We start from the raw sequence: 23614 nt of genomic DNA on the forward strand, positions 1-23614 counted from the left end.
CCAGCATGAGCGTATCGGCTGGAACAGTGTAGCAGATTAAAGACCATCCGGATGGAGCGTCCACACCATGTTCGAGACGCTTACGCCACGAGGCGCGATCACAGTAGGATTACTCGCGATCCTCCCTGCGGTCGTCTTTGGGCTCACTCGATCTGGGCTCGGTGGCCTCATCGCGACGGTAAACGTCGTCTTGATCTCTGCGGCGCTGTACATCGCGATGTCGCCACTCGAAGGACCAGCCCGGACTACCGCCCACGACGCGAGCATGTGACTCCCCATCAGTGGAATAGCGACCCGCAAGACACCGACCGGTGAGTCACGTTAGCGATCAGCCCACTCGAGCCAGCCAAACAGCCGGTCGCGCAGCCGCCGTTCGCCGGCTCGTGAGAACCGATGGCCCTCCCCTGCGAATCGCTCGAGACAGACATCAGTCTCGAGTCGCTTCGCCGTATCGAAACTGTCCGCGGGATCGACGACCGCGTCATCGCTGCCGTGGAAGATCGCAACTGGGACCGACAGGGTCGCCACGACGTCATCGAACGGATGCCGATCGAGAGCGTCGAAGAATCGGTGGTCGAGCCGTTCGCCGGTGTCGAACGTCCACTCCCCGTCACGCTCGACGGTCGCGCGATACTCGTCGAACGTCCCGGCGGTCGTCACGGGCGCTCGTGTCGCGACTGCCGTGACGCGGTCGTCGACAGCAGCGGTGTGAAGGGCGACTTTCCCGCCGAAACTCGAGCCGAACAGGACGTACGAGTCGGGATCGAAGTAGTCGACGACGTGGCGGAGATCAGTGAGCCGTGCCTCGAGTGTCGACTCGATGAACGTGCCGTCGGACTCACCGCAGCCCCGACAGTCGAAGCGGACCGCGTTGTAGCCCGCGTCGACGGCCCGTCGACACCGCTGCTCGTAGCTGCCCGATTTGTCGCTTCGGAGGCCATGACAGAAGACGAGCCAGTGGTCGGACTCGGCCTCGTGATGGACGGCAGCGACGGTCGGCGGCTCCGTGTCCGTCCCCGTCTCTGCGCCAGTGATCGGAACCCGATGTGTCTGGGACATTTCGTCCCGTTCCAACAGGGGCCGGGGCCTTGATATCGACGTTCCCGTAATCGCAGTTCCGTTCGGACTCGAGTCGGCGAACCGTTTATCGCATCCCGCGAGGTTGGTACGGCTATGACCCGCACGACCTATCGGTGTCAGTGTGGCGCGTTCCTCGAGTTCAAACAGGACCTCGAGAAAGAGCCCGGAACGACGACACGGAACTGGAAGTGCAGGGACTGTGGGACGCCGGTCCCAGGGATCACGGCTGAAAAGATCAGCCATCAGGACCCGTCCTGACAGCTGTGACAGCAGACCGACAGCTGTTCAGGGCAGTCGGACAGGGTATTCGGTGGCTCTCGGTGTCGTTCAGCCCGCGGTTGAGGGAGCTACTCGGCTTTTATTACAGGTAGTTGATATCGAAACACAGATTTACGGTCTCGGCCCAGTATCGTTCGCACAAATGGTCCGTCGTGTCGATCCCGCTGTCCGCGTTCGTGTCATTGGCCCGTCCGAGTCCAGGGTCCCGACACGAGCCCACGCAGCGACGGCGGCGACAGCAGGCGACGATCCGGACGACCCCACGGAGGTGACCAGCCGATGAGCAACGTCGCGATCAGGGACGCGGTCGATACCTACCTGCAGCGAAAAGCCGTCGGCGACCCCGACGGCCCGGGTGCAGGGACGTACGCCTCGAACGCCGAGTCGATCCTCCGGCGCTGGACCGAGTGGCTTGAGGGTGAACACGGCGTCAGGTCGATCACCGAACTCGACGTCGAGTCGATGCGTGCCTACGCCGTCGAACTCCGCCGTCGCACCGAGCGAGGCGAGTACACCGCCTCGACTGCGGGCACCTACTACGCGGTCGTGCGTGCGTTCCTCTCGTGGTGTGTCCACGGTGGGATCCGCGAGACGAACCCCGCGGCGACCGATCGCGCCGAAGACGCGCTCCCAAGCGCCGAGCCGCGGCCGGACAGCGACACCTGGACGGCCACCCAGCGACGGGAACTCGAGCGATACGTCCGCGAGCGAGCGATAAGCAGCGCCTCACACCCGGACCGTGAGCGCCGGAGTCGGCTGCGCGAGTACGCGATGGTCGCCGTCCTCGCCCACTCGACGGTTCGTGGCTCCGAACTGTTCCGGGTCCCCGACGACGACCGTCGAACCGGTGCGACGTGGGACGACGTGGACTTCTATACCGGAACGATCCGGGTGCTCGGCAAGTCCCAGCGCCTCGAGGACGTCCCCCTGCCTGCACGCGCCCGAACGCCGCTGCGGCGCTACCGGGTCGTCCTCGATCCACCGTCGACTGACTGGCCGCTGTTTCCGACCGCTCACGCACCGTCGATCGCCCGACGGGTACGGTCGGTCCTGCGCGATCGGGGCTACGAGGAGGACACGATCGAATCCTTACTCGAGGACGCCACGGCGACGGAACTCGCCCGCGAGCGGTCGATCGCACCGCCGGCGATCACCACCGAGGGGGCACGGTCTGTGTTACGACGGCTCTGTGAAGAAGCCGGTATCAACATCGACGGCGACTATCTGACGCCGCGTGGCGTTCGCCGGGATCGATCGACCGAGTCGTACAGACGAGAGGCGACGACCTCGAAGCCGACGCTGCGGGCGTCGGTGCTCGAGCAATCGATCGTCGTGCCCGACGAGGGCTCGCCCGCCGCTGGCGGGCGTGACGAGCCGACAGAAAACAACTGATTCTCGTCCGTTCGACGCGCTCAGACCACGAGCAGCCACAGGACCACCGTCAGGACGAGTGTCAATAGAAGGACGGTGGTCCCGATGCTCGCCCGGAGGTGAATCGTCGAGGGACGGCCACCGTCGGTCGGCTGGCGCTCGTCGACGTCGACCAGCGGGAGGCGGCGTGCGGCCGCATCGACAGCGAGGACCGGGTTGTTCCCGACCCAGTAGCAGCGTTTGACCGCGCCGACGACGGCGGCGTCGACGGCGGCGTACGTCTCCGTCACCGCGAGCATCGTCCAGCGGCTACCGTAGTACGTCACGGGGTAGACGACCATCGCCGGATCTCCCAGGTCGAGTTTCGAGAGCGGCTTCCGGACGACGGCGAAGGTGACGGCCGCAACGCCGGTCAGGATGCCGGCGGTCTCGAGGTGGCTCGGGCTGTAGGGATGGAGCGTGCCCTCGCCACCGGGGTACGCGAACGTGAAGTGGCCGCCGTGGGCGTGCAGCGTCGGTGCGAGATCGGCTAGTCCCTCCCACCAGACGCCAAAGAGGAGACAGGCACCGCCCAGCCCGAGCATCGCGACGGTCTGGCCGGGCTTGGCGTCGGCGACCTCGAACTCACTCTCGCCGTGGAAGAAGACGTAGTAGCCGAGCTTGATGAACGAGAGGAGCGTGCCGATCGCGCCGAGCCAAAGCAGCCAGTACAGCGCCTGGTACTCGGGCTGGCCGTAGTAGTGGGGATCGGGGTTCGCCGCGTCGAAGAGCATCCCCTTACTCACGTAGCCGTTGAAGCCCGGAATCGCAGTGATCGAGAGCGCGCCGAGCCCGTACCCGATCGTGGTCAGCGGCATCTCGCGCCAGAGCCCGCCGAGCTTATAGAGGTCCTCCTCGCCGGTCCGGTAGATGACGACGCCGACGGCCATGAACAGCAGGCTCTTGAAGAGGATGTTGTTGAACAGGTGCGACAGCGCGCCGGCGACGGCAATCTCGGAGGACATCGCCGCGCCCATACCGATCCCAGCCACGATGTACCCGAGCTGGGCTTGAATGTGGTAGGACAGCAGCGCCCGCATATCGTGTTGCAACAGAGCGAACGTCGCGCCGTAGACGGCCATCAGCCCGCCCATGTACGCGACGTAGATCGCCAGGTCGCTCTCGCTCCCGATCGGGAACGCCCGGTAGAGGATGAACGCGCTCGTCTTGGTCGTATAGACCGAGAGGAACACCGAGGCCGCGATATGCGGTCGCGGGTAGGTGTCGGGCAGCCAGGTGTGGACGCCGATGAAGGCGACGTTGACGCCCATCCCGAGCACTGCAAGCAACGCTGGAATGCCGGTGGCGATCCCGGTTTCAGTATAAATGAACGTCCCGGTCTGGACGTAGTGAGCGGCGATCGCCAGCATCACGAGCACGCCACCGGTGCCGTGGAAGAGCGCGTATCGGAAGCCGGCCCGGACCGCCTCGCCACCGTACTGCCAGACGACGAGCGTGCTGGTCACGGCCATTAGCTCCCACATGAACAGGAGCACGAGCCAGTCGCCGGCGAAGGCCGCGCCGATCGACGAAGAGACGTAGACGAGCGCCAATGCGACGAGCGTCTTGCTGGCCTCGCTCGAGTACGCGTAGATGACGCTACAGATCCCCAAAAAGCCGAGTCCGAGCCCGACCATCCTGGAGAAGTCGTCGACGTAGTAGGGAACGACCTCGAAGCCGAGGAACGTCCCGCCCAGATGCTCCCCACCGGGTGCGACCAGCGAAATCGCCAGCACGGCCGCGAGACTCAACGCACCGACAGCGAAGCCGGCGATTCGGGGCAGGACGAGGACGAGCAGTGCCGCCACAAAGACGAGAAGCGGCGGGTACGCCAGCGAGAGGAGTTCGAGTTCCATTAGTTGGTCACCTCCGTCATGAGCTCATCGAACGGCACGTCGCCGAGTTGCTCGAAGGGCATCCCGAAGACGCCTTCGACGATCTGCATCGCCAACTCGAGGAAGACCGCGTAGTCGGGACCGATCCCGAGGACGATTGCGCCGGTGGCGATGACGGCGATCGGTGCGAGCATGAGCCACGTGCTCTCTGTTCGCGGCGAGCGACGTGGCCAGCCACCGGCCGGCGGGCCACCGGTGAGGTGGTCGTCGTGGTCGCCGTGGTGATCGACGGCGGCGACGGCATCGTCGTGATCGTCGTGGTCGTCACGGGTGCTGGCCTCGGCCGCTTGCGTATCGGTGGACTGGCTCGATGCGTCCGTGCCATCGGCGGTCGTATGATCGCTTGGATATTTGTCGACAGCGTATTCGTAGTCATCCGTGTCGGCTGCGTGTGGCTCGTTCTCGATACCGGACGTGTCAGCGGGCTCGCCGCCATCGGCGGCGACGCTCTCGTCATCCGAGGTAGTAACGTACGACTGGATGAGGCCCCCCTCCGGGAACTCGAGTAAGGGTTTGGCGTCGTGGCGGTCCTCGCTCTCGAAGAAGGCAGTGTAGACGACCGGCCAGAAGTACGCGATGTTGAGCACGGCCGAGAGCAGGAGTGCACCGGCAAACAGCCAGTAGCTGCCGCCGACGTCGCCGGCCCCGATCAGCATGTAGAACTTGCTGACGAAGCCGGCGATCGGTGGCAGCCCGGCCATCCCTGCGGCACCGATGGTAAAGGCGCTCATCGTCAGCGGCATCCGTTTACCGATGCCGGCCATCTCACTGATGTAGTCGGTGTGGGTCTCGACGTGAATCGAACCTGCACAGAAGAACAGCGTGAGCTTTGCGAACGCGTGTGCGGGGATGTGGAACAGTGCCCCGACGATCGCGTAGGGATGCAGCAGTGAGAGCCCGAGCACGATGTAGGAGAGCTGTGCCGTCGTCGAGTAGGCCAGCCGGCGCTTGAGGTGGTCTTTGCGCATCGCGATGATACTCGCTGCGGTCAGCGTGAACGCCGCAACGATAGCTACCGGGATGTTCAGCCCGACCTCGCCGATCCCCGGGACGTCAAGTGGGAGGTCGTAGATCAGCCCAGGGCCGTAGACCTCGAGGATTACACGGGCGACACCGAACGCGCCGGATTTGACGACCGCGACCGCGTGGAGCAGCCCGGAGACAGGCGTCGGCGCGACCATCGCGTCGGCGAGCCAGGAGTGCAGCGGCATCAGCGCGGCCTTGACGCCGAAGCCGGCGATCAGCAGGAAAAAGGCCGCCTGTGCGTAGACCGGCTCGGCCTGCGCGGCTGTTGCGAGTGCGTCTATGCCACCTGCCTCGAAGGCGAGCGTCGGACCCCCGCCGACCAGGCTCGTCAGCCAGTAGATCATGACCGTCCCCGCGAGCAGGAAGACCCCACCGCCGAAGAACGTGTAGGTGAGGTACTTCCGGCCGGCGATGCGGGCCTCGGCGTCCTCGTTGTGGGCGACTAACGGATAGGTGACGAGCGACAGCAACTCGTAGAAGACGAAGATCGTCACCAGATTCGCCGCGAAGGCGATCCCGACGGCAGCCGAGAGGCTGGCCGCGAACGAGGCGAAAAAGCGGGTCTGATTGTGTTCGGACAGCCCGCGCATGTAGCCCGCGGCATAGAACGACGTGAAGATCCAGAGGAAACTCGCCAGCAGGGCAAAGAAGATCCCCAGTGGATCGGCACGCAGGGCGAAGTCGATGCCCTCGAGGAACTGGATTCCCGTCGACTCTTTGAGACTCCACTGGAAGACGGTGCCGTCCATGACGGCGGGGAGCATGCTGACGACGAGCCCGAACTTCGTCAGGGCAGCCAGCACGGACCACCCCTCGCGAAGGTTCGGGCGACGATGCGACGCGACGATCAGCACGATCGCGACGGCCGAGACGAGCACGGCAGCGAGCGGACGGATATCTGCAACCATTTAGTTGAACACCTCCATAAGGAACGGCTCGAGCAGCCCGGCGATCGTTCCGCCGGCGAAGCCGAGTGCGACGGCACCAACGGCGGCGATGACGACGATCGCGAGCATGCCGACCGAGACAGTCGTGTCACCGCCGTCGGTCGCGACCGGCTCCGTCGTGCGGGGCCAGTCGAGCGCCGCTGGTGGCGTGAAGTACATCTTCTCGAGCAGGCGGGCGGCGTAGGCCAGCGTCAGCATGGTACTGAGGAAGATCACGGCGGCGACGGGCCACAGTTCCGACTGGACGGCACCCAGTGCGATGTACCACTTGCCGACGAATCCGACGCCCGGCGGGACGCCGACGAGCGAGAGCAAGAGGACGGAAATTGCGCCGGCGACGACCGGCCGCTGTTTAGCGAGCCCAGCGTACTCGTCGACGGTGCGAGCACCGTAACTCCGCGCGACGAGTGCGACCCCCAAGAAGAGCCCGGCTTTCAGCAGGCCGTGGCCGATGAGGTGGATCGCAGCACCGATAAAGGCCGTCTCGGAGTTGCCGGCGATGACGACGCCATAGGCGGCCATGACGAGGCCGAACTGCGAGACCGACGAGTAGGCGAGCATCCGTTTGACCTCGGTCTGGATGACGGCGAGTACCGTTCCCGCAAGGACGCTCACGCAGCCGATCGTGAGGACGATCGTGGCCGCGTTTGGCATCGTGGTGAGATAGTCGACGCCGAAGACGGTCACGATCAGCCGGCCGAAGGCGTAGGCGGACGCCGTCGAGACGAGCGCGGCGATCAGCGGCGTCACGCCGTCGGGGGCCTGCTGATAGGCGCTTGGCTGCCAGGTGTGCAGCGGCCACTGGGCGACCTTGGTGGTGAAGCCGACGACGATGAATCCGAAGCCGGCCCGGATCAGCGTGGGTCGTTCCGCCGCCGGGATCGCCGTGGCGAGCTCGATCATGTTGAGCGTCCCCGTCGCCATCAGCACGAAGGCGACACCGATCAGATACATCGACGCAGCCATCGTCCCCAGGATCAGGTACTTCAGCGCGGCGACCGCCGACTCGGGGCCGTCGCCGCTTGCCACCAGCGCGTAGGTCGCGATGCTCGTGATCTCGAGGAAGACGAACAGGTTGAACACGTCGCCGGTCAGGGTGATCCCGAGCAGCCCACCGGTCAGCAGCAGGTAGGCGGTATAGAACGTGTTTCCACGCGGCCCGCCCTGGCGCGTATAGACGAGGACGCCGGTGGCAACCGCCGTCACGAGCAGGGCGATCAGGACCGAGAACTGGTCGGCGACGAGTTGGATCCCGTAGGTCTGCGGATAGCCGCCCAGTTCGTGGGTGATCGGGGCGTCGGTGCCGGTGTAAACGGCGCTCGCGAGGGCAACGGCAGCGCCGAAGAGGGCAGTGGTCGTGACCGCGGCGATAGGCCAGCCAGTCCGGTCGGTCCAGAGCCCGAGGACGATCGGCAGCGTTGCTGCCAGCAGTGGCGCGGCGATCAACAGCGGGAGGAGCAGGTCGACGTTACTCATCGGCACGCACCTCCCGAAGCGTGTCCTCGCGGAGCGTCCCGTACTCCGCGTAGATGCGGATGACCAGCGCCAGTCCGACCGCCGTTAGCGCGATACCGACGACGATGGCGGTCAGGACGATGACCTGGGGCAGCGGGCTCGCGACCATGAGTTCGCCGGGATTCTCCGCGTGGGGGACGATCGGCGCCGAGCCGCCCTCGATGTAGGCCATCGAGATGAAAAACAGGAAGATGGCCGTCTGGAAGAGACTCACGCCGATCAGTTTCTTCACGAGGTTTTCGCTGGCGATCGTCATGTAGATCCCGATCCCGAGCAATACGAACACTAAGACGTACGTGTAGTAGTTCGTCAGGAACTCAATCATCGTCGCTCACCTCCCGGTCGGTCGACGCCTCGCGGCCACCGGTTCCACTCGGGCGCTCGGGCGTGAACCCGGCCGCCATCGAGAAAAACAGGGAGATCATCACACCCGAAACGATCAGCGAGATGCCGGCGATCTCGATGGCCTCGAGCCCCCACTTGGGTTTGATGTGGAAGACTTCTTTGAGCTGGTAGAACTCGAGGAAGTTCCCGCCAAGCGCGATCATCCCGAGACCGATCGCGCCGAAGATGACGACGCCGCCGGTGATGAGGCCGACGAGAAACGAGTTGCGAAGCCACTGACGGGTGGGTTCGATGCCAAAAGCGAAAGCGAGCATGAGGACCGTGACGCCGACGATGGTCCCACCCTGGAAACCGCCACCGGGGGCACCGCCCCCGTGGAAGGTCATGAACAGCCCGTAGGTGAGCGTAAACGGTGCGATGATCTTTACGGCGGTCATGATCACCTGGCTCTCGGTGTAGGTATCGTCGTAGGGATCAGACATTCAGGCGAACACCTCGCGTTTCAAGACCAGCAGCGTCGAGACACCAGCAGCGAAGACGACGACCGCTTCGCCGAAGGTGTCGAACCCACGGTAGGCGGCGAGCACGGAGGTGACGGCGTTCTCGACGCCCGTTTGGGCGTACGTCTCCTGGATGTAGTGTTGGGTTACGTCGGGATTCGACCAGACTGGCGTCTCCGTGATTCCGACGGGGTACATCTCGGGCACGACGGCGACACAGAGTAAGAGGACGAGCGCGCCGACGACGGCGACCGCCGGTAGGTGAATCCGCTCGCGGAGCTGGTCGGTCGAGGGTCGTGTCGTCCGGGCGATCGTCAGTAACAACAGCAGCGTCGTCACGCCGGCGCCGATCGCGGCCTCGGTCATCGCCACGTCGGGTGCCAGCAGGAACGTATAGAGGATCGCCATGCCGAGACTGTAGGCTCCGAAGACGATGATCACGGAGAGCACGTCCCGGAACAGCGCCGTCGCGACCGCTGTCGCAAGGATGAACACCGCGAGCGTGTACGCGAGGACACTCATCGCGTCTCACCCTCGCTTTCGACAGCGGTCTCGGCGTCGTCGGGCTCCTCTGTGAGGATGGGGGCGACCCCCGTCTCGGCCGCGGAGCGTGCGATCGCGTGAGCCGCCGTCGGGTTCGTGATGAACACGAAAAACAGCAGTAAGACGGTATAGACCGTCGCGTGCTGCCAGCCGAAGGCGACAGCGACGGCAGCCAGTGCGAATCCGGCACCGAGCGTGTCCGTCTGGGAGGCAGTGTGGGCTCGCGCGTAGATGTCCGGCAGGCGGAGCACGCCGACCGTCGAGACGAGTGTAAAGAACACGCCGAGTCCGAGGAGGACGACGATCACCCAGAATCGGATCGTCTCGATCACAGCACACCACCTCGCTCGACGGTGAACTTCGAGATAGCGATCGACATCAGGAAGTTCAACAGCGCGTAGATCAGCGCCACGTCGAGAAACCACGCCTGATCGAGCCCCGCTGCTAGCAGGGCAAGGATGACGACCGTGTTCGTCCCGAGGACGTTGACCGCCAGCAGCCGATCCTGCGTCGTCGGGCCGACGACGGCACGATAGAACATCGCGATCGCGAGCACGACGAAGGCGGCGGCCCCGCCGAGGAACACCGTCTCGAGCGACCACGGCGTCACAGTTCTTCACCTCCGACGATCTCGGCGTCGTCGCGTTCACGCGGCGAAGGGATCGCCGCAGCGTCGCGGCCATAGAAGACAAAGCGGATCCCGCGCTCTAGGCCGCCGTCGAACAGGTCTTCGCGAGCGTCGGGGATCAGCGAATGGACGAGGAGCTCCTGGTTGGTTGCCCGAACCGTGAGCGTCCCCGGCGTGAGCGTAATGCTGTTTGCCAGCGCGGTCAGCGGCAGACCACCCCGGACGCGTGAATTGACTCGGCTCAGCGAGGGCTCGATCGGCATCGACGGCCGGAGGATCACCGCCGAGACGGCGATGTTGGCTTTGAGAATCTCCCAGAGGAGATACGGGACGTACAGCGCGAACCGGACGACCCGGATGGGTGACTGGACCCGATCGAGCGGCACGGTAAACGTCACCTGCGCGAGCGAAACGGCAGCGATACCAGCGACCGCCGCGCCGGTGACCAGATCGAACCAGTAGGTCGGATCGCCGAGGACGAGATAGAACCCATAGGAGATCCAGAACATCGCAAACAGCCGATCGAAGTCTTCAGTCCCGCCGACGAGCCGACCACGACGCGCCTGTCGTTCAACCGGTGCCTCGTCGTAGGTCAGCCCGATCCGCTCGAGTTCGCGCTCGAGGGGCTGGAGCAGCTGTGCGGTGACGCCGGGCTGATACTCCGGATCGATGACGAGACGGTCGATCCCGTGATCGGCGGCGTAGGCGTCGAAGATCTCGGCGTAGTCCCGGGGTCCGAAAAGGTACTCGTCGACGCCGATCGTTGCCGTCTCGATCGTCACATCGGCGCTGCCGGCGTCTTCCTCGACCCAGCTTCGCGCCCGCGAGAGCAGGTTCTCGGCATCGTCGCGATACCGGTCGCTCTCGGGTACGTCGGCGTCATATGGCATCGCGACGACGAGGTGACACTCGAGGGAATCGGCGTCATCGAGTCCGGACTGGACGGCGTAACCGACCGTCTGCCGGACGGTCACCGTGTCCGACAGCGGGACGAGCAGGCGCTCAACCGCCACGGTGGCTCCCTCCTGGTGACCGTCGGTGGACATTCATGACTGTCGTTGTTAGTCAACTCAAACGGTAGCCGTGGGAAAACGATTTCGTTATGAACCAGCAGTCGCGTGTTCCCACGGATTCCGCAAGCCATTCGTGACATTCCGGTCGCGTCTTCGTCGAACGGTTGACGGGAGTGAAATCAGCCGCTGGTGGTGAGAGATCGGTAGCTTTACAATACGAGTTTCAATAGAACAAGCTGACTTGTATGACAGCGGAAACCATTCACGACCGACTCGGAACCGCACGTGACGATCTCACGACTGCACAGCTACTGACCGTCTTCGCGTTCGTCGCAGCATCGACGTTCGCGCTGCTGTTCGTTCAGGAACCGCTCGTTCACGACTCAATGCACAACTTCCGACACGCTGTCGGCGTCGTCTGTCACTGATGCTCATCGGCTACCTCGAGCGGGGCGTCCTCGCTGGGTCGATCGCGGGTATCGTGTACGGGATCTACATGACGGTCGTCGCGAATCCATTGATCGGCTACATGGAAACGGTCGCGGAGGAGGCCACACACGGCGCTCATGCGCATAGTGCCAGTGACCACGCTCACGCTGCTGGCGAACACGCTCACGCCGTCAGCGAGGCGACGACTGCCGCCGTGAGTATCGGCAGCGGCGTCCTCTGGGGGATCTTACTCGGCGGCATCTTCGCGCTCGCATTTTATTTCCTCGAGCCAGCGCTGCCCGGCCGCAAGTATGTCAAAAGCTACGTACTCGCCGGCGCCAGCTTTTTGACCATCTCCGTCGCGCCGTGGCTTGTGTTACCGCCGGCGACGCCGGCAGCCGAGAAGGCGTTCGATCCGACGCTCCGGATCGGACTCTACATTGGGCTCATGGCCGTCGGTGCAGTTGTCGCCGCAGCGTCGATCGAGGGCTACAAGCGAGTGTCGATCCGCAGCCGTCCGCTCGGGATAGTAGCAGCGACAATCCCGATCGGTGCGCTCGTCGCGACCGCCGTACTCGCGGCACCGACAGTCGTCGACTCCGGCGCGATGTCAGCTTCGCTCGTGACCGCGTTCCGCGGACTGACTGTCCTGAGTCAGGCCGCACTCTGGGCAATCGTCGCTAGCTGTTTCAGCTGGCTGCAGACACGAGCCAACGTCCGGTCGGCAACCGAGCGACGCAACGACCTGCTGACGAGTCCATGAAAGATCAAACCGACCGCCAACGCGAGCGCCTCGACGCACACGTATTCGTCTGTACCACCGACCGCGACTCCGAGTACGCGAGCTGTGGCGCGGCCGGGGCTGAAGCAACCCTCGAGGCGGTCAAAGACTGGCTACGGGAACGAGATGCATTCTGGACTGCGGTCTCGGTCACCGAGACCTCGTGTCTCGGGCTGTGTAGCGAGGAAGGAACGGCGATTTCGATCCAGCCGCGAAACGTCTGGTACTCGGACGTACAGCCGGCGGACGTACCAGCGTTGCTCGAGTCGGAGTTCGGCCCGGACGCAGAACAGGTCGGCGACGAGCGCTGCGAAGCGGAAGTCGACCCCAATTAGATCGGCTGGCACACTGAGAACTGCCGAGGGTACCGAGCCTGGGAATCTGTTGTGACGATCGCCAGGTCTCACAGAACGGCGTGCGACCGTTAGAGCGGAATCTCGGCGACGTCCGTCGATCCACACACCGGGCAGTCAGTGTCGCGTTCCGAGAGCGTCTTGCCACACCGGCGACACTCGTAGTGGATGGGCGGTTGCTCGGTCGGATCACGACCGATCCCGATAATTGTAACCAATTCATCAAAGGCAGACATTCGTGATTTCGAATGAATCTCGCGATCCGTCCAGCAAATACTTTGTGGATATTTTTTCATTTTACGATCCTAGAACTAGACATTTACATCTTTGTTCCATATATTATCGACATTTGTCGTGTTCCGGCGGCCGTGAGACCGGGCAGTCGTCGTGGAGATGTCACCTCGAGCGCTTCGAGACGTTTACCTGTGGGCCGTCCTCACGTGGTGGCAATGACGCTGTACTCCCGTCTTCGCCCCCTGGCGTTCAAGCTGCCGGCCGAGACGGCCCATGAACTCGGCAAGCGGACGCTCCGGGCGGCCCAGTCGACCTGGCCGACGCGGCGGGCACTCTCGTCTGCCTACCAGTACGAGGATCCCGCGCTCGAGGTCGAGCTGTTCGATACGACGTTTCCGAATCCGGTTGGGATCGCCGCCGGCTTCGACAAGAACGCCGAAGTGACCCACGCACTCGCTGCGCTTGGTTTTGGCTTCGTCGAAATCGGCACCGTCACGCCGTACGCACAGGACGGGAACGACCGACCTCGGCTCTTCCGCCTGCGCGAAGACGGGGCGATGGTCAACCGAATGGGCTTCAACGGCCAGGGAATGGAAGCGGTCAAATCCCGGCTCGAAGCCGACGGCACCCCCGATATTCCGCTTGGGGTCAACGTCGGGAAAATGAACTCCTCGAGCGAACGCGAGGCGATCGAGGACTATCGGCGCGTCTTCGACCGGCTCTCACCGTTTGCCGACTACGTCGTCGTCAACGTCTCCTGTCCGAACACGCCCGAGGAGTTCGACGAGGGCTCGCCGGACCACCTGCGGGCGATCTTCGAGACGCTCGAGGCCGAAAACGACGCGGATGTCCCGCTACTGGTGAAGATCGGGCCTGACTCGCCCACAGACTCCGTCTTCGATCTCGTCGACATCGTCCAGGAGTTCGGCCTCGACGGTATCGTCGCGACGAACACCACGACGAGTCGCGAGGGACTCGTCTCGGCCAACAAACAGGAGTGGGGCGGCCTCAGCGGGAAGCCGCTGGAACGTCGCTCGACGGCCATGATCCGGTCGATCGCGGAATATACCGACGGCGAGTTGCCGATTATCGGCGTCGGCGGCGTCGACTCGGCCGCCAGCGCATACGCCAAGATCCGTGCGGGTGCCTCGCTCGTCCAGCTCTATACCGGATTCGTCTATCAGGGGCCGTCGACAGCAAAACAGATCAATCAGGGACTCGTCGAGTTGCTCGAGCGCGACGGCTTTTCGTCGGTCGAAGACGCGGTGGGTGCAGGCCTCGAGTGACTCACCCACTGCGTTCGTCACGGCCTCTGTCTTGACCGCGATCTCGATCGGTTCCGACCGCTGTCGTTATTCTTCTGGACAGTGCACGCGGAACCAGCAGATCTTTGCTTTCTCCTTTGGCTTGCCATCCATGGCACTCGTGATTGTGGCACAATATTGGCCGTCAACCTTCTCGGCGAAAACCGGCTCTTGTTCCTTACAGTCATCGAAGCAACCACACGAACCGTGCTTGCCACCGTGTTTACCACCGTGCTTGCCGCCGTGTTTGCCACCGTGTTTGCCACCGTGCTCGCCGTGTTTGCCACCGTGTTTGCCACCGTGCTCGCCGTGTTTGCCACCGTGCTTACCACCGTGCTCGCCGTGTTTGCCACCGTGCTTACCACCGTGCTCGCCGTGTTTGCCACCGTGCTCGCCATGGCCCCCGAAGAACTGATCGAACATGTTCTTGTGCTTCATATGGCCTTTCTTGTCGTGCCAACCTTTCCAGCCTTTCCAGCCCTTCCAGCCTTTCCAGCCACCTTTGCCTTTCCCGCCTTTCTTGCGGGTGGCATAGCTGACAACAAATGGGAAGGGTGCACAGATCGTTACTTCTTTTTGATCTCCCTCGATGGTGAATACGTCCGGATCGACTTCGTCCCCAATATCATCATAGGTATCTGGCCACCACTCGCCATACTTGTACTTGTACGCGATGTTGAGTCCATCAGGACACTCCGGCATCGGTTTCGGGCATTGAATATCGACTATTTCGGCGTATAACACCGTGTCGTTATACGTAATAACGACAGCCGAGATATCTCGATCTCCAGGCAGCGTAACGTGCGCGGTGCCGTCGGCCCCAACAGTGGGTTCGTACGTTTCCTCTCCGTCCCCGAATGTAACCGACACAGTGAGCGTATCACCACTGGGAATATTCGAAGTAGTAATATCTATTTTTTTACAAGTGACGATCACGTTGTCAACCGTCGGAACGTCCTCGCCGTCACACGAGTAGAACGTTGCGTTGCTGATGTCCTGTGATCCTTCCGGCAAGCACCATGTAACATCGTCTTCCGGATTTTGGGGCACTTCCGCCCGAAAACAGTTCTGTCCGGCTTTCAGCGTCAGATAGTCGGCGCTCTCCGGAATAGCTTCTGCCGGGAGCGTAAAGCAGGTCCCGGAGAGACCGGTGTACAAGGCAACAGCAGTTGGTTCAGTATCACACACCGCACGCACGCAGTTAATACATTGTCCTGCCTGCCCACCGGGTGGGTCCTCCGGTGGTGTGCTAGCTTCCCCACAGAACTCTGCTTCGATACTGTCTCCACTCTGTGCAGTGGTTGTCGCCGGGAAGCCACCGAGTGCAGCGAGGCTTATGCTCCCTGCGGTGATTCGTTTTAAATACCGTCTGCGATTAACACTACGACACTCCTGGTTGTCTTCTCTCATAGTCCAGATAGTGTCGCAACCTGACATATTATTGTTATAGAGGCCCTGTATCCTGTTTTGTAGAGTAGCACGTAACTACTATCCGACGTTATCTACGCCTAAAAGTAATCTCTCAGGTTCTAGTATGCGCTACAGTACTACGGATACAATCACGGAGAAAAGCATCAACTCGACCGAATTCGAGCGGTTGCTCGAGTCGTATGTTTTCAATCACGGGAGTAGCTACTGACCATCGCTTCAATCCGGCTGTCCCGGCGACCCCGCGACCCAAATGTCAATAACTGTAGTTATTGGTATAGATCAATCCTGAACACTGGAAGTAAGCGGATACTCTGCGGTGACGTTCAGGGGAACAAATAATCGGCTAGATGCCCAGTAGAGCGCTCGCATCGGTAATTACAACACGCAATCGGACACAGCCATCGGGTTCACGCGACGCGGAAATCGAAGCTCGCTCCGAAGACGGTGACTTGAGGCGGTCGCTACTCGTTATCGACGTCGACGCGGGTGCCATAGCCCGACTCGCCGACGACAGCGCCGTCCTCGTAGACGACCTCCCCGCGGACGACCGTCGCGACCGCGTTGCCGGTGAAGGACTCGCCCTCGAACGGCGTCACGCAGTTTTTCGAGTGCAGGCGTTCGCGATCCGCGAGCGTCCACTCGGCGTCGGGATCGACGATCGTGAAGTCGGCGTCGGTGCCGACCTGCAGCGAGCCCTTCTGGGGGTACATACCCCAGACCTGTGCCGGACGTGTCGAGTGGTGGTGGACCCACTCTTCGAGCGTGAACCGGCCCTCGTCGACGAAGGTGAGCATGGCGGGAACTTCGGTCTCGAGGCCGACGAAGCCCGAAATCGCGTCCCAGGTGTTACCGAACGGATCGTCGACTTTCTTTTCGTCGGGCGTGTGGGGCGCGTGGTCGGTAGCGATGCAGTCGATCGCGCCCTCCTCGAGGGCGTTCCAGAGTCGGTCCTGCTCGTCGGCGTCCCGGATGGGCGGCTGGACGCGGGCGACGTTGCCCTTCTCGCGCATGACCTCCTCAGTAAACCAGAGGTAGTGGGGGCACGTCTCGGCGGTCACGTCGACACCGCGGGCTTTCCCCCGGGCGACGGCCTCGGCCGCCGAGCCCGAGGAGACGTGGAACATGTGAATCTTCGCGTCCGTTTCCTCGGCAAAGGTGAGCATCCGCTCGACGGCTTCCTGTTCGGCGATCACGGGCCGGGAGTGAGAGTGGTCGATCGGCTCGTTTCGCCCCTCGGCCTGGAACTGCTCGGTGTAGTGGTCGATGATCTCGCCGTTTTCCTCGTGGAATCCCAGCCGCTTGCCCGTCTCGCCGATCCGCTCCATCGCCTCGAGAATTTCGCCGTCGTTCGGCGGCGGCACGTCGCCGACCGTCGAACCGAGGAAGATCTTGAAGCCGAGCGCACCGGCCTCGTCGATCGCCGGAATCTGATCGATGTTCTCGGAGGTGACGACGGCGTAGCTCTGGAAGTCGACGTGGGCCGACGCCTCGCCGCGCTCGAACTTGAGCTCGAGGTGGTCGGGCCGGTCGATGACGGGGTCCGTGTTGGGCATCCCGACGACGGTCGTCACGCCGCCGGCAGCAGCCGCTCGCGTCGCGGACTCCCAGTCTTCTTTGTACTCGAGGCCGGGCTCGCGGTTGTGGATGTGGCCATCGACGATGCCGGGAACCAGCACGTTCCCGTCGGCGTCGACGACGCGGTCGGCGTCGGGGAGTCGATCGCTACGGCCGACGGCGACGATCGTGCCGTCTTCGACTGCGATGCCCGCGTTGGGCGTCCGCCCCGCGGGCGTCACGACGGTACAGTTGCGTACGACGAGATCGACAGTCATTGCCCGGGAGTTGCCGAGGGCCGCGCATATAGCTTCCCCAAACGGCTCGCATCGCCACTGGGGCGGATGCCGACACGATTCAAAATATTTATTTTGGTTTGTGCGTGTCCGCACGCGTCACAAACATATAGTACCCGCTCGAGTCAGCTCCCGTATCACCGCACGTTGGCGACGAGCGGGCCTGTAGGAGGTGCCTTCCGCAGGATACTGACAGCAGACGCAGAGGGTACGAGTCGGATACTAAACAGCGAGGGACTGGTAGCGAAGCGAGATGGACTCGCCAGCGATTCGCGACCGAACAGTACTCGTGACCGGCGGTGCGGGCTTTATCGGGAGCCACCTCGTCGACGCCCTGCATCCACACAACGAGGTCAGGGTCCTCGATACCTTCACGACCGGCACGCGAGCCTACCTCCCCGACGGTGTAACGGTGATCGAGGGAGACATCCGCGACCCGATCGCCCTGCAGAAGGCCGCCCGCGGCGTCGACATCATCTTCCACCACGCCGCGCTCGTCAGCGTTTCCCAAAGCGTCGAGGCACCCCGACAGAGCAACGAAACCAACCTCGAGGCGAGCCTGCTGCTTTTAGAGCAGGCCCGCCAGGAGGACGCCCGGGTCGTCGTCGCCTCGAGCGCGGCGGTCTACGGCCATCCCGAAGACCTGCCGGTGTCCGAAACGACGCCGACGAAGCCGTCGTCGCCGTACGGCGTCCAGAAACTCGCACTCGATCAGTACACTCGCCTCTACGAGGACCTGTATGACGTCGAGACCGTCGCGCTGCGCTATTTCAACGTCTACGGGCCACGCCAGCAGGGGCCCTACAGCGGCGTCATCTCGACGTTCCTCGAGCAGGCGCGGGCGGACGAGCCGATCACGATCGAGGGAGACGGAAAGCAGAGCCGGGATTTCGTCCACATCAGTGATGTCGTCCGAGCGAACCTGCGAGCGGCGACGACCGACGCGGTCGGCGAAGCGTACAACATCGGAACGGGGCAGCAAACGACGATCGAGGAACTCGCCGAGACGATCCGCGACGCAACCGGCTCGTCATCACCGATCGTCCACTGCGAGCCCCGACCCGGCGACATCAGACACAGCGGCGCGGACACGTCCAAGGCGACCCGCGAACTCGGATTCGAGGCGCGAGTCGGCCTCGAGTCGGGGATTCGATCGCTAGTTGGCGAGGGGCAGCCAGCAGTGGCCGATGAGGAGGACGGACCCGCACAGAACCACCACTGGGAAAGCGGTTCGTATAGTTGAGACGGTCTGCTGTCACTGATACTGCCGGACGGAACGACGCGAAGCCGGCCGCATACGTGCGGCCGACCTCCGAGTATCACCTGTGGAGACGGCCGCGAAGTCGTGATCGGGCTCCTCCAAGTCAGTTCCGGCGCACCCGCGACCCGTCATGCGGGTGCGCCGGTACACAGTGACAGCAGACCGTATGACTGCTGTTCAGTAGGACGAGTCTCGGTGAACGACATCGCGAGTCGTGGATGCGCCGGCACTGACTGACGGGAATCAATATGACAGAACTCCGATATGATAAGCACTCCGACTAATCAGCCGAGTCATCTATGCGGTGTCAACCCGATCTGCTTTCGACACGGTAGTTGCCGAGCCACGCGAGTCGTCACGTCGTGTTCGATTCAGAGAGAGTCTCACCAACGTTTTTTTTACTCCGGCAACCCGGACCAAATCCGCGCTAACCGTCTCAAACGTCCAGTCGAGTTTATTCGGTTCGTTGAACAAAGGCGGTCCACTCCATGACTGGTGACTGTCTCGCCAAGCCGATCGTGGGTCGAGTCGATGCCCGTCCCGATAGAAGTGACTGGTCAGCAATGACACCTCGGTATCAGTTGGCCGAGCAGAATTCACGTTCGGGAAGAAATACAGCTAGAATACTAACAGCATATGTGCTATAAAAAAGCGTTTGTAGAGTGGTCACAACGATACAGGGCATGAACGAGGTGAATACGGACTTGCCACAGCCATGAGCATCTATCAACGGCTTTCCACGTCCATCGCAGTGTTCGTGCCATCGACCAGCGGAGCGGTCGTTGCTGTGGCAGGCACCGGCTCTCGAGTCGGGTTCGCGTCGTGGTCAGCCCGACCGCTCCAGTTGGATGGCGGTGCCCACCTCGCCGCGCTCATCGGCATATTTGCGCTTGCCCTTCTCGGAGGCGGACTCGTCGCTCGAAACCGGTACGGGACTGCAGCCGCGCTCACACCCGATTCTGAGACAGACCATGAGGAGTTTCTGACCGATCGAGAGCGCGTTTGTCGACTCTTGGAGGAAAACGGCGGCCGGATGAAACAGTCGAACATCGTCGACTCCGTCGACTGGTCGAAAGCGAAGGTCAGCCGATTGCTCGCCGATCTCGAGGAGGATGAGCAGGTCACGAAACTGCGACTCGGACGGGAAAATCTGGTTTGTCTGCCGGGTCACGAGCCGACGGCGTCGAAATCGTCCGAACAAACCCACAAAGACTAGCAGCGACCGTTCCTATCAACAATCGTTGGTTTCCGTGGGCGAAGCTGCCACTGCGGACACGCCCGCTGAGCCGTAGTATCCGATTTCTCAGCGTAATGGTTCTGCCGGTTTATCCGCTGTACGAACGACGGGGAAGACGCCTTTACGGCAACCATGAACGCACGCAATCAGTTGCTCGTCGTACTGACGGCACTGATGCTTGTCTGCTCGAGCGGGGCGATGGTCACAGCCGCGACATCCGGCGACGCCATCGATCAGGGCAGCGAGGTCAGTGCCGACGAGTACGACTCGGCAAACGAAACGGCAAACGAAACAGCAAACGAGACAGTCGCTACTGAACAGGTCGACAACGAAACCGATGCTGCGGACAACGAGTCCGCCCAGCAGCCAGCGTACGTGACGTTCAACGATCAGACGACCGACGGAGAAACGGTCGTCGTCGAGAACGTCTCGCTGGCGAGTCCCGGCTTCGTGACGATCCACGACAGTAGCCTCCTCGTTGGCAACGTCGTCGACAGCGTCATCGGTACCTCCGAGTACCTCGAGGCGGGCACGCATGAGAACGTCACGGTGACACTCGACGAGCCCCTCGAGGAAGACGAGACGCTGATCGCGATGCCACATCGCGACACGAACGACAACCAGACGTATGACTTCGTCGAGACTGACGGTCAAGAAGACGGACCGTTCCTTACGGCTACCGACGAACCGGTGACCGACGATGCGGTGGTCACCGTGGAAGATGGGGCCGCCGATGTGGAACAATCCGTCGAGGAGGAACCGGTTGACGACAACGTCACCGAAGAAGAGCCGGTCGTTGACGACGAGGAAGAAGACAACGTCACCGAAGAAGAGCCGGTCGTTGACGACGAGGAAGAAGACAACGTCACCGAAGAAGAGCCGGTCGTTGACGACGAGGAAGAAGACAACGTCACCGAAGAAGAGCCGGTCGTTGACGAGATGCCGATTGATGAACTGCCGGCTGCTGGTGACGGACAGCCGGTCATCATCGCAGTTGAAAACCCGACGATCGAGAACCTGAACGTCGAGAACGTCACGGTGTACGTCCTCGTCGTCGGTGAGGACGTCGACGCCGATCAGATCGCGGACCAACTCGACAACGTCACCGACGAAGAGCCGGTCCTCGATGATGAAGAAGATAACGTCACCGACGAAGAGCCGGTCCTCGATGATGAAGAGGATAACGTCACCGACGAAGAGCCGATCCTCGATGATGAAGAGGATAACGTCACTGACGAAGAGCCAGTCCTCGATGATGAAGAAGATAACGTCACCGACGAAGAGCCGGTCCTCGATGATGAAGAGGATAACGTCACCGACGAAGAGCCGATCCTCGATGATGAAGAGGATAACGTCACCGACGAAGAGCCAGTCCTCGATGACGAAGAGGATAACGTCACCGACGAAGAACCAGTCCTCGATGACGAAGAGGATAATGTCTCCGAGGAAGAGGAAGACCTCGGCGCGACTGCGTTCAACATCAGCGACCTCGAGGCACCGGACAGCGCCACGATCGGTGAGAACATCACCGTGACGGCGAACGTCTCGAACCCCACCGATGAGGAACGGACCGAGGCGATCCAGTTCCGTCTCGAGGGCGACCTCGTCGCCGAGCAGAACGTAACTCTCGAGAGTGACGAAAGCGAAACCGTCGAGTTCGAGGTCGACACCACTGATCTCGAACCCGGTGAGTACATCCACATGGTGCTGGGTGACGAAGCCGGCGAAGTCGCGATGATCGAGCTGACCGAAGCTGAAGACGTTGGTGACGACGACGAGATCGACGAGACCAACGAGACCGACACTGGCATCAACGAAACCGACGACGGTTTCGATGAATAGCCACGTGACGTGTGACCGATCCAGGTTCCTGGACCGGTTCGTCACGTAACTGCCGCCGCGCTACCGGACGCGCGTCTTTTCTCTTGGCGACGTAAGCGGCTGACTGGACGGTTTGATTCGATCGACGCGTAAACGAGACGCCAGTGACTTGCTGTGGCCGTCTCAGCCGAGTACCTGATACAGGCTGCTCGCGGCGACGGCGAGGAACATCATGACGCTCGAGAGCACCGGATCGATGCTCGAGAACAGCGGGAGTTCGAGGCCAGCCAGTGCGATGATCGTGAGCCCGAGAGTACAGAGCCCGAGATGGAGTTGCAAGACGCGGGAGTAGTCGTCCGCGTGTCCATCGACGTACTGGAGGACGTCGTCGAAGTGGCTGCCGGGGCGGATCGTCTTCGCGTCGGAGTCGTACTCGATCACGGCGTCTTCCTCGAGCTGTGGGAGATGTGTCTGCTGGAGGGAGACGTAGACGCTCTTGTAGAGGTTGTTCGGAACGGGCGTCGTATCCGACTCGGTCGCAGCGATCTCGGTCGCGACGTCGGAGACATCGATCTGCCCGTCCGCCGCTGCGAGGAGCTGGACGATAGCTCGCCGTCTATCGTTGCCGAGGATGTGAAAGACCTCACTCTCCTCGAGTGGCTCAGTTCTGTTCGTTTGAACTGACATCGATGAGAGAGAAGACGCGCGGGTTCTCGAGGGGCCGTCCACCACCAATGACCATGTATCCCCCACTTCACTGACCACTAACTTTAACTTTTGCAGGTTACGGTGGGTGCCGACAGTTCCCACGTGACCAAGGCACACGGGAGCAGTGGTAGAAGAACAGTACAGACGGGCAGTCAGTCCGCCACGCCCGCCACTGATCGAGGATGCGGACTCGAGAGACGGAGCGGTGGTGCTCTTGGGGAGCGAAGCCGCTGGAAAACAGGCGGACGGTCTCGCACTTATTCGCCGGGCAGATGACCGCCGGATTGCATCTCCCGATACGTCGTACATGACGGGCAGCCATGGACGATGTCACCGTTATCACCGAAGACGCGAGCGAACTGCTGTGTGACATGTGTCCCACAGTTTCGGCATCGAGCGCCGGCTGTCGACGATTCCATGGGCTTCCAGTCGTGTTGTTTGGGGGTCATGGGTCTGGGGGTGTACTCGGACGCGTATCGATGGTCTCGCCGCCGGCGGAATCGGTTGTGTTCGATTTCAATCCGGCGACGAGACCGCCGAACCAGCGCGATACCCGTCCGGGCATCATCGTACCGAGAGGAGCAAATGCGAATAAAGGACGTTGACTGTTCACTCCGGATGTGGGTGTGAGAACCGGGAAACAACCGCTTGCTGGCCGATATCGGCTCGAAGCAGCGTTGTAATCCGATCATCAGCGTGTCCACATCGTCCGACCTCAAGCCGGATTCAGCCGTGTTGGTGTGCATTCGGCGATCAAACCGCTCGTTGACGACACCGAAACCGTGTCGAAAGATGATGTTTCCGGATCGAAATACGATCTTACGTCATGTAACGACGTGGCGGCAGTTTGTAAGGTACATCGTTATAAAATACCACTATCGCTTACCGATCCTCGTGTCGGAATGTAATCGTGGTATCCCCGGCAGTGGTGGTCCAGTGATACTGTGGGCTGTCCGTACGGTGGGTTCGCCAGATGGTCTCGACGGCGCTCACGGCCGGTGACGGCCGGCAGTATCTCGGCCCT

General features: G+C 62.2%; 24 protein-coding genes. 10 read left to right on the top strand and 14 right to left on the bottom strand.

Going from position 1 to position 23614, the window contains the following annotated elements:
* Window positions 1–67: 67 nt before the first annotated feature.
* Window positions 68–271, top strand: coding sequence for a cytochrome-ba3 oxidase subunit (locus E2L06_RS09680; protein WP_138780911.1), 204 nt, complete (start codon window positions 68–70; stop codon window positions 269–271).
* Window positions 272–321: 50 nt separating this feature from the next.
* On the opposite strand, the gene E2L06_RS09685 is transcribed toward E2L06_RS09680, so the two are convergent.
* A complete protein-coding gene (locus E2L06_RS09685; RefSeq protein WP_138780913.1) occupies window positions 322–1059 on the bottom strand; it encodes a S9 family peptidase in 738 nt (245 codons plus the stop codon).
* Between the two features lie 114 nt (window positions 1060–1173).
* Here E2L06_RS09685 and E2L06_RS21840 point away from each other — a divergent pair, with 114 nt between their 5' ends.
* Complete coding sequence (locus tag E2L06_RS21840) at window positions 1174–1338, top strand: hypothetical protein (protein WP_171052336.1); 165 nt, start codon at window positions 1174–1176, stop codon at window positions 1336–1338.
* A gap of 300 nt (window positions 1339–1638) precedes the next feature.
* On the top strand, window positions 1639–2751 hold the full coding sequence (locus tag E2L06_RS09690) for a site-specific integrase (RefSeq protein WP_138780915.1): 1113 nt from the start codon (window positions 1639–1641) through the stop codon (window positions 2749–2751).
* Between the two features lie 20 nt (window positions 2752–2771).
* Here the strand turns inward: E2L06_RS09690 and E2L06_RS09695 are convergent, their stop codons facing one another.
* The 9 genes from E2L06_RS09695 to E2L06_RS09735 are packed head-to-tail and all read right to left on the bottom strand — an operon-like array spanning window position 2772 to window position 11214.
* Window positions 2772–4625 carry a Na(+)/H(+) antiporter subunit D gene (locus E2L06_RS09695; protein ID WP_138780917.1) on the bottom strand — a complete coding sequence of 618 codons (1854 nt, stop codon included), beginning with the start codon at window positions 4623–4625 and terminating at the stop codon, window positions 2772–2774.
* Window positions 4625–6598: a proton-conducting transporter membrane subunit gene (locus E2L06_RS09700; RefSeq protein ID WP_138780919.1), complete on the bottom strand. Its 1974-nt coding sequence runs from the start codon at window positions 6596–6598 to the stop codon at window positions 4625–4627. The genes E2L06_RS09695 and E2L06_RS09700 overlap by 1 nt, the downstream gene beginning before the upstream one ends.
* Window positions 6599–8113 carry a proton-conducting transporter membrane subunit gene (locus tag E2L06_RS09705; protein WP_138780921.1) on the bottom strand — a complete coding sequence of 505 codons (1515 nt, stop codon included), beginning with the start codon at window positions 8111–8113 and terminating at the stop codon, window positions 6599–6601.
* On the bottom strand, window positions 8106–8477 hold the full coding sequence (locus E2L06_RS09710) for a cation:proton antiporter subunit C (RefSeq protein WP_138780923.1): 372 nt from the start codon (window positions 8475–8477) through the stop codon (window positions 8106–8108). The genes E2L06_RS09705 and E2L06_RS09710 overlap by 8 nt, the downstream gene beginning before the upstream one ends.
* Window positions 8470–8979, bottom strand: a complete 510-nt coding sequence (locus E2L06_RS09715; protein ID WP_138780925.1) for an MnhB domain-containing protein — start codon at window positions 8977–8979, stop codon at window positions 8470–8472. The genes E2L06_RS09710 and E2L06_RS09715 overlap by 8 nt, the downstream gene beginning before the upstream one ends.
* Window positions 8980–9519, bottom strand: coding sequence for a DUF4040 domain-containing protein (locus E2L06_RS09720; RefSeq protein ID WP_138780927.1), 540 nt, complete (start codon window positions 9517–9519; stop codon window positions 8980–8982). It lies immediately after the preceding gene.
* On the bottom strand, window positions 9516–9872 hold the full coding sequence (gene mnhG / locus E2L06_RS09725) for a monovalent cation/H(+) antiporter subunit G (RefSeq protein WP_138780929.1): 357 nt from the start codon (window positions 9870–9872) through the stop codon (window positions 9516–9518). Before mnhG ends, E2L06_RS09720 begins: the two co-directional genes overlap by 4 nt.
* Window positions 9869–10150, bottom strand: coding sequence for a cation:proton antiporter (locus tag E2L06_RS09730; protein WP_092935230.1), 282 nt, complete (start codon window positions 10148–10150; stop codon window positions 9869–9871). The genes mnhG and E2L06_RS09730 overlap by 4 nt, the downstream gene beginning before the upstream one ends.
* Window positions 10147–11214 carry a monovalent cation/H+ antiporter subunit E gene (locus E2L06_RS09735; protein ID WP_138780931.1) on the bottom strand — a complete coding sequence of 356 codons (1068 nt, stop codon included), beginning with the start codon at window positions 11212–11214 and terminating at the stop codon, window positions 10147–10149. Before E2L06_RS09735 ends, E2L06_RS09730 begins: the two co-directional genes overlap by 4 nt.
* A 212-nt stretch (window positions 11215–11426) precedes the next feature.
* Between E2L06_RS09735 and E2L06_RS09740 the strand changes: the two genes are divergently transcribed.
* The 3 genes from E2L06_RS09740 to E2L06_RS09750 are packed head-to-tail and all read left to right on the top strand — an operon-like array spanning window position 11427 to window position 12726.
* Complete coding sequence (locus E2L06_RS09740; protein WP_138780933.1) at window positions 11427–11609, top strand: CbtB domain-containing protein; 183 nt, start codon at window positions 11427–11429, stop codon at window positions 11607–11609.
* Window positions 11609–12373, top strand: a complete 765-nt coding sequence (locus E2L06_RS09745; RefSeq protein ID WP_138780935.1) for a CbtA family protein — start codon at window positions 11609–11611, stop codon at window positions 12371–12373. Before E2L06_RS09740 ends, E2L06_RS09745 begins: the two co-directional genes overlap by 1 nt.
* Entirely contained in the window at window positions 12370–12726 is a 357-nt protein-coding gene (locus tag E2L06_RS09750) for a ferredoxin (RefSeq protein WP_138780937.1), read from the top strand. The genes E2L06_RS09745 and E2L06_RS09750 overlap by 4 nt, the downstream gene beginning before the upstream one ends.
* A gap of 89 nt (window positions 12727–12815) precedes the next feature.
* On the opposite strand, the gene E2L06_RS21845 is transcribed toward E2L06_RS09750, so the two are convergent.
* Window positions 12816–12980: a hypothetical protein gene (locus E2L06_RS21845; RefSeq protein ID WP_171052337.1), complete on the bottom strand. Its 165-nt coding sequence runs from the start codon at window positions 12978–12980 to the stop codon at window positions 12816–12818.
* Between the two features lie 213 nt (window positions 12981–13193).
* Between E2L06_RS21845 and E2L06_RS09755 the strand changes: the two genes are divergently transcribed.
* Window positions 13194–14264 (top strand): quinone-dependent dihydroorotate dehydrogenase, encoded by a 1071-nt coding sequence (locus E2L06_RS09755; protein ID WP_138780939.1) that lies wholly within the window; start codon window positions 13194–13196, stop codon window positions 14262–14264.
* Between the two features lie 66 nt (window positions 14265–14330).
* Here the strand turns inward: E2L06_RS09755 and E2L06_RS22200 are convergent, their stop codons facing one another.
* Both E2L06_RS22200 and allB read right to left on the bottom strand, forming a co-directional pair.
* The gene (locus E2L06_RS22200; protein WP_212750768.1) at window positions 14331–15692 is read right to left on the bottom strand and encodes a hypothetical protein; all 1362 of its coding nucleotides are present in this window, start codon (window positions 15690–15692) and stop codon (window positions 14331–14333) included.
* A 482-nt stretch (window positions 15693–16174) separates the two neighbouring features.
* Complete coding sequence (gene allB, locus E2L06_RS09770; RefSeq protein WP_138780945.1) at window positions 16175–17545, bottom strand: allantoinase AllB; 1371 nt, start codon at window positions 17543–17545, stop codon at window positions 16175–16177.
* A gap of 271 nt (window positions 17546–17816) precedes the next feature.
* Between allB and E2L06_RS09775 the strand changes: the two genes are divergently transcribed.
* The 3 genes from E2L06_RS09775 (at window position 17817) to E2L06_RS09785 (ending at window position 21903) form a co-directional block, all read left to right on the top strand.
* Window positions 17817–18806 carry an NAD-dependent epimerase/dehydratase family protein gene (locus E2L06_RS09775; protein WP_138780947.1) on the top strand — a complete coding sequence of 330 codons (990 nt, stop codon included), beginning with the start codon at window positions 17817–17819 and terminating at the stop codon, window positions 18804–18806.
* A gap of 733 nt (window positions 18807–19539) precedes the next feature.
* Window positions 19540–20040: a hypothetical protein gene (locus tag E2L06_RS09780; RefSeq protein ID WP_138780949.1), complete on the top strand. Its 501-nt coding sequence runs from the start codon at window positions 19540–19542 to the stop codon at window positions 20038–20040.
* Window positions 20041–20193: 153 nt separating this feature from the next.
* Window positions 20194–21903 carry a hypothetical protein gene (locus E2L06_RS09785; RefSeq protein ID WP_138780951.1) on the top strand — a complete coding sequence of 570 codons (1710 nt, stop codon included), beginning with the start codon at window positions 20194–20196 and terminating at the stop codon, window positions 21901–21903.
* Between the two features lie 162 nt (window positions 21904–22065).
* On the opposite strand, the gene E2L06_RS09790 is transcribed toward E2L06_RS09785, so the two are convergent.
* Window positions 22066–22569, bottom strand: coding sequence for an ArsR family transcriptional regulator (locus E2L06_RS09790; protein WP_138780953.1), 504 nt, complete (start codon window positions 22567–22569; stop codon window positions 22066–22068).
* Window positions 22570–23614: the final 1045 nt, after the last annotated feature.

This window comes from Haloterrigena sp. H1, from assembly GCF_005938085.1.
GTDB lineage: Archaea > Halobacteriota > Halobacteria > Halobacteriales > Natrialbaceae > Natrinema.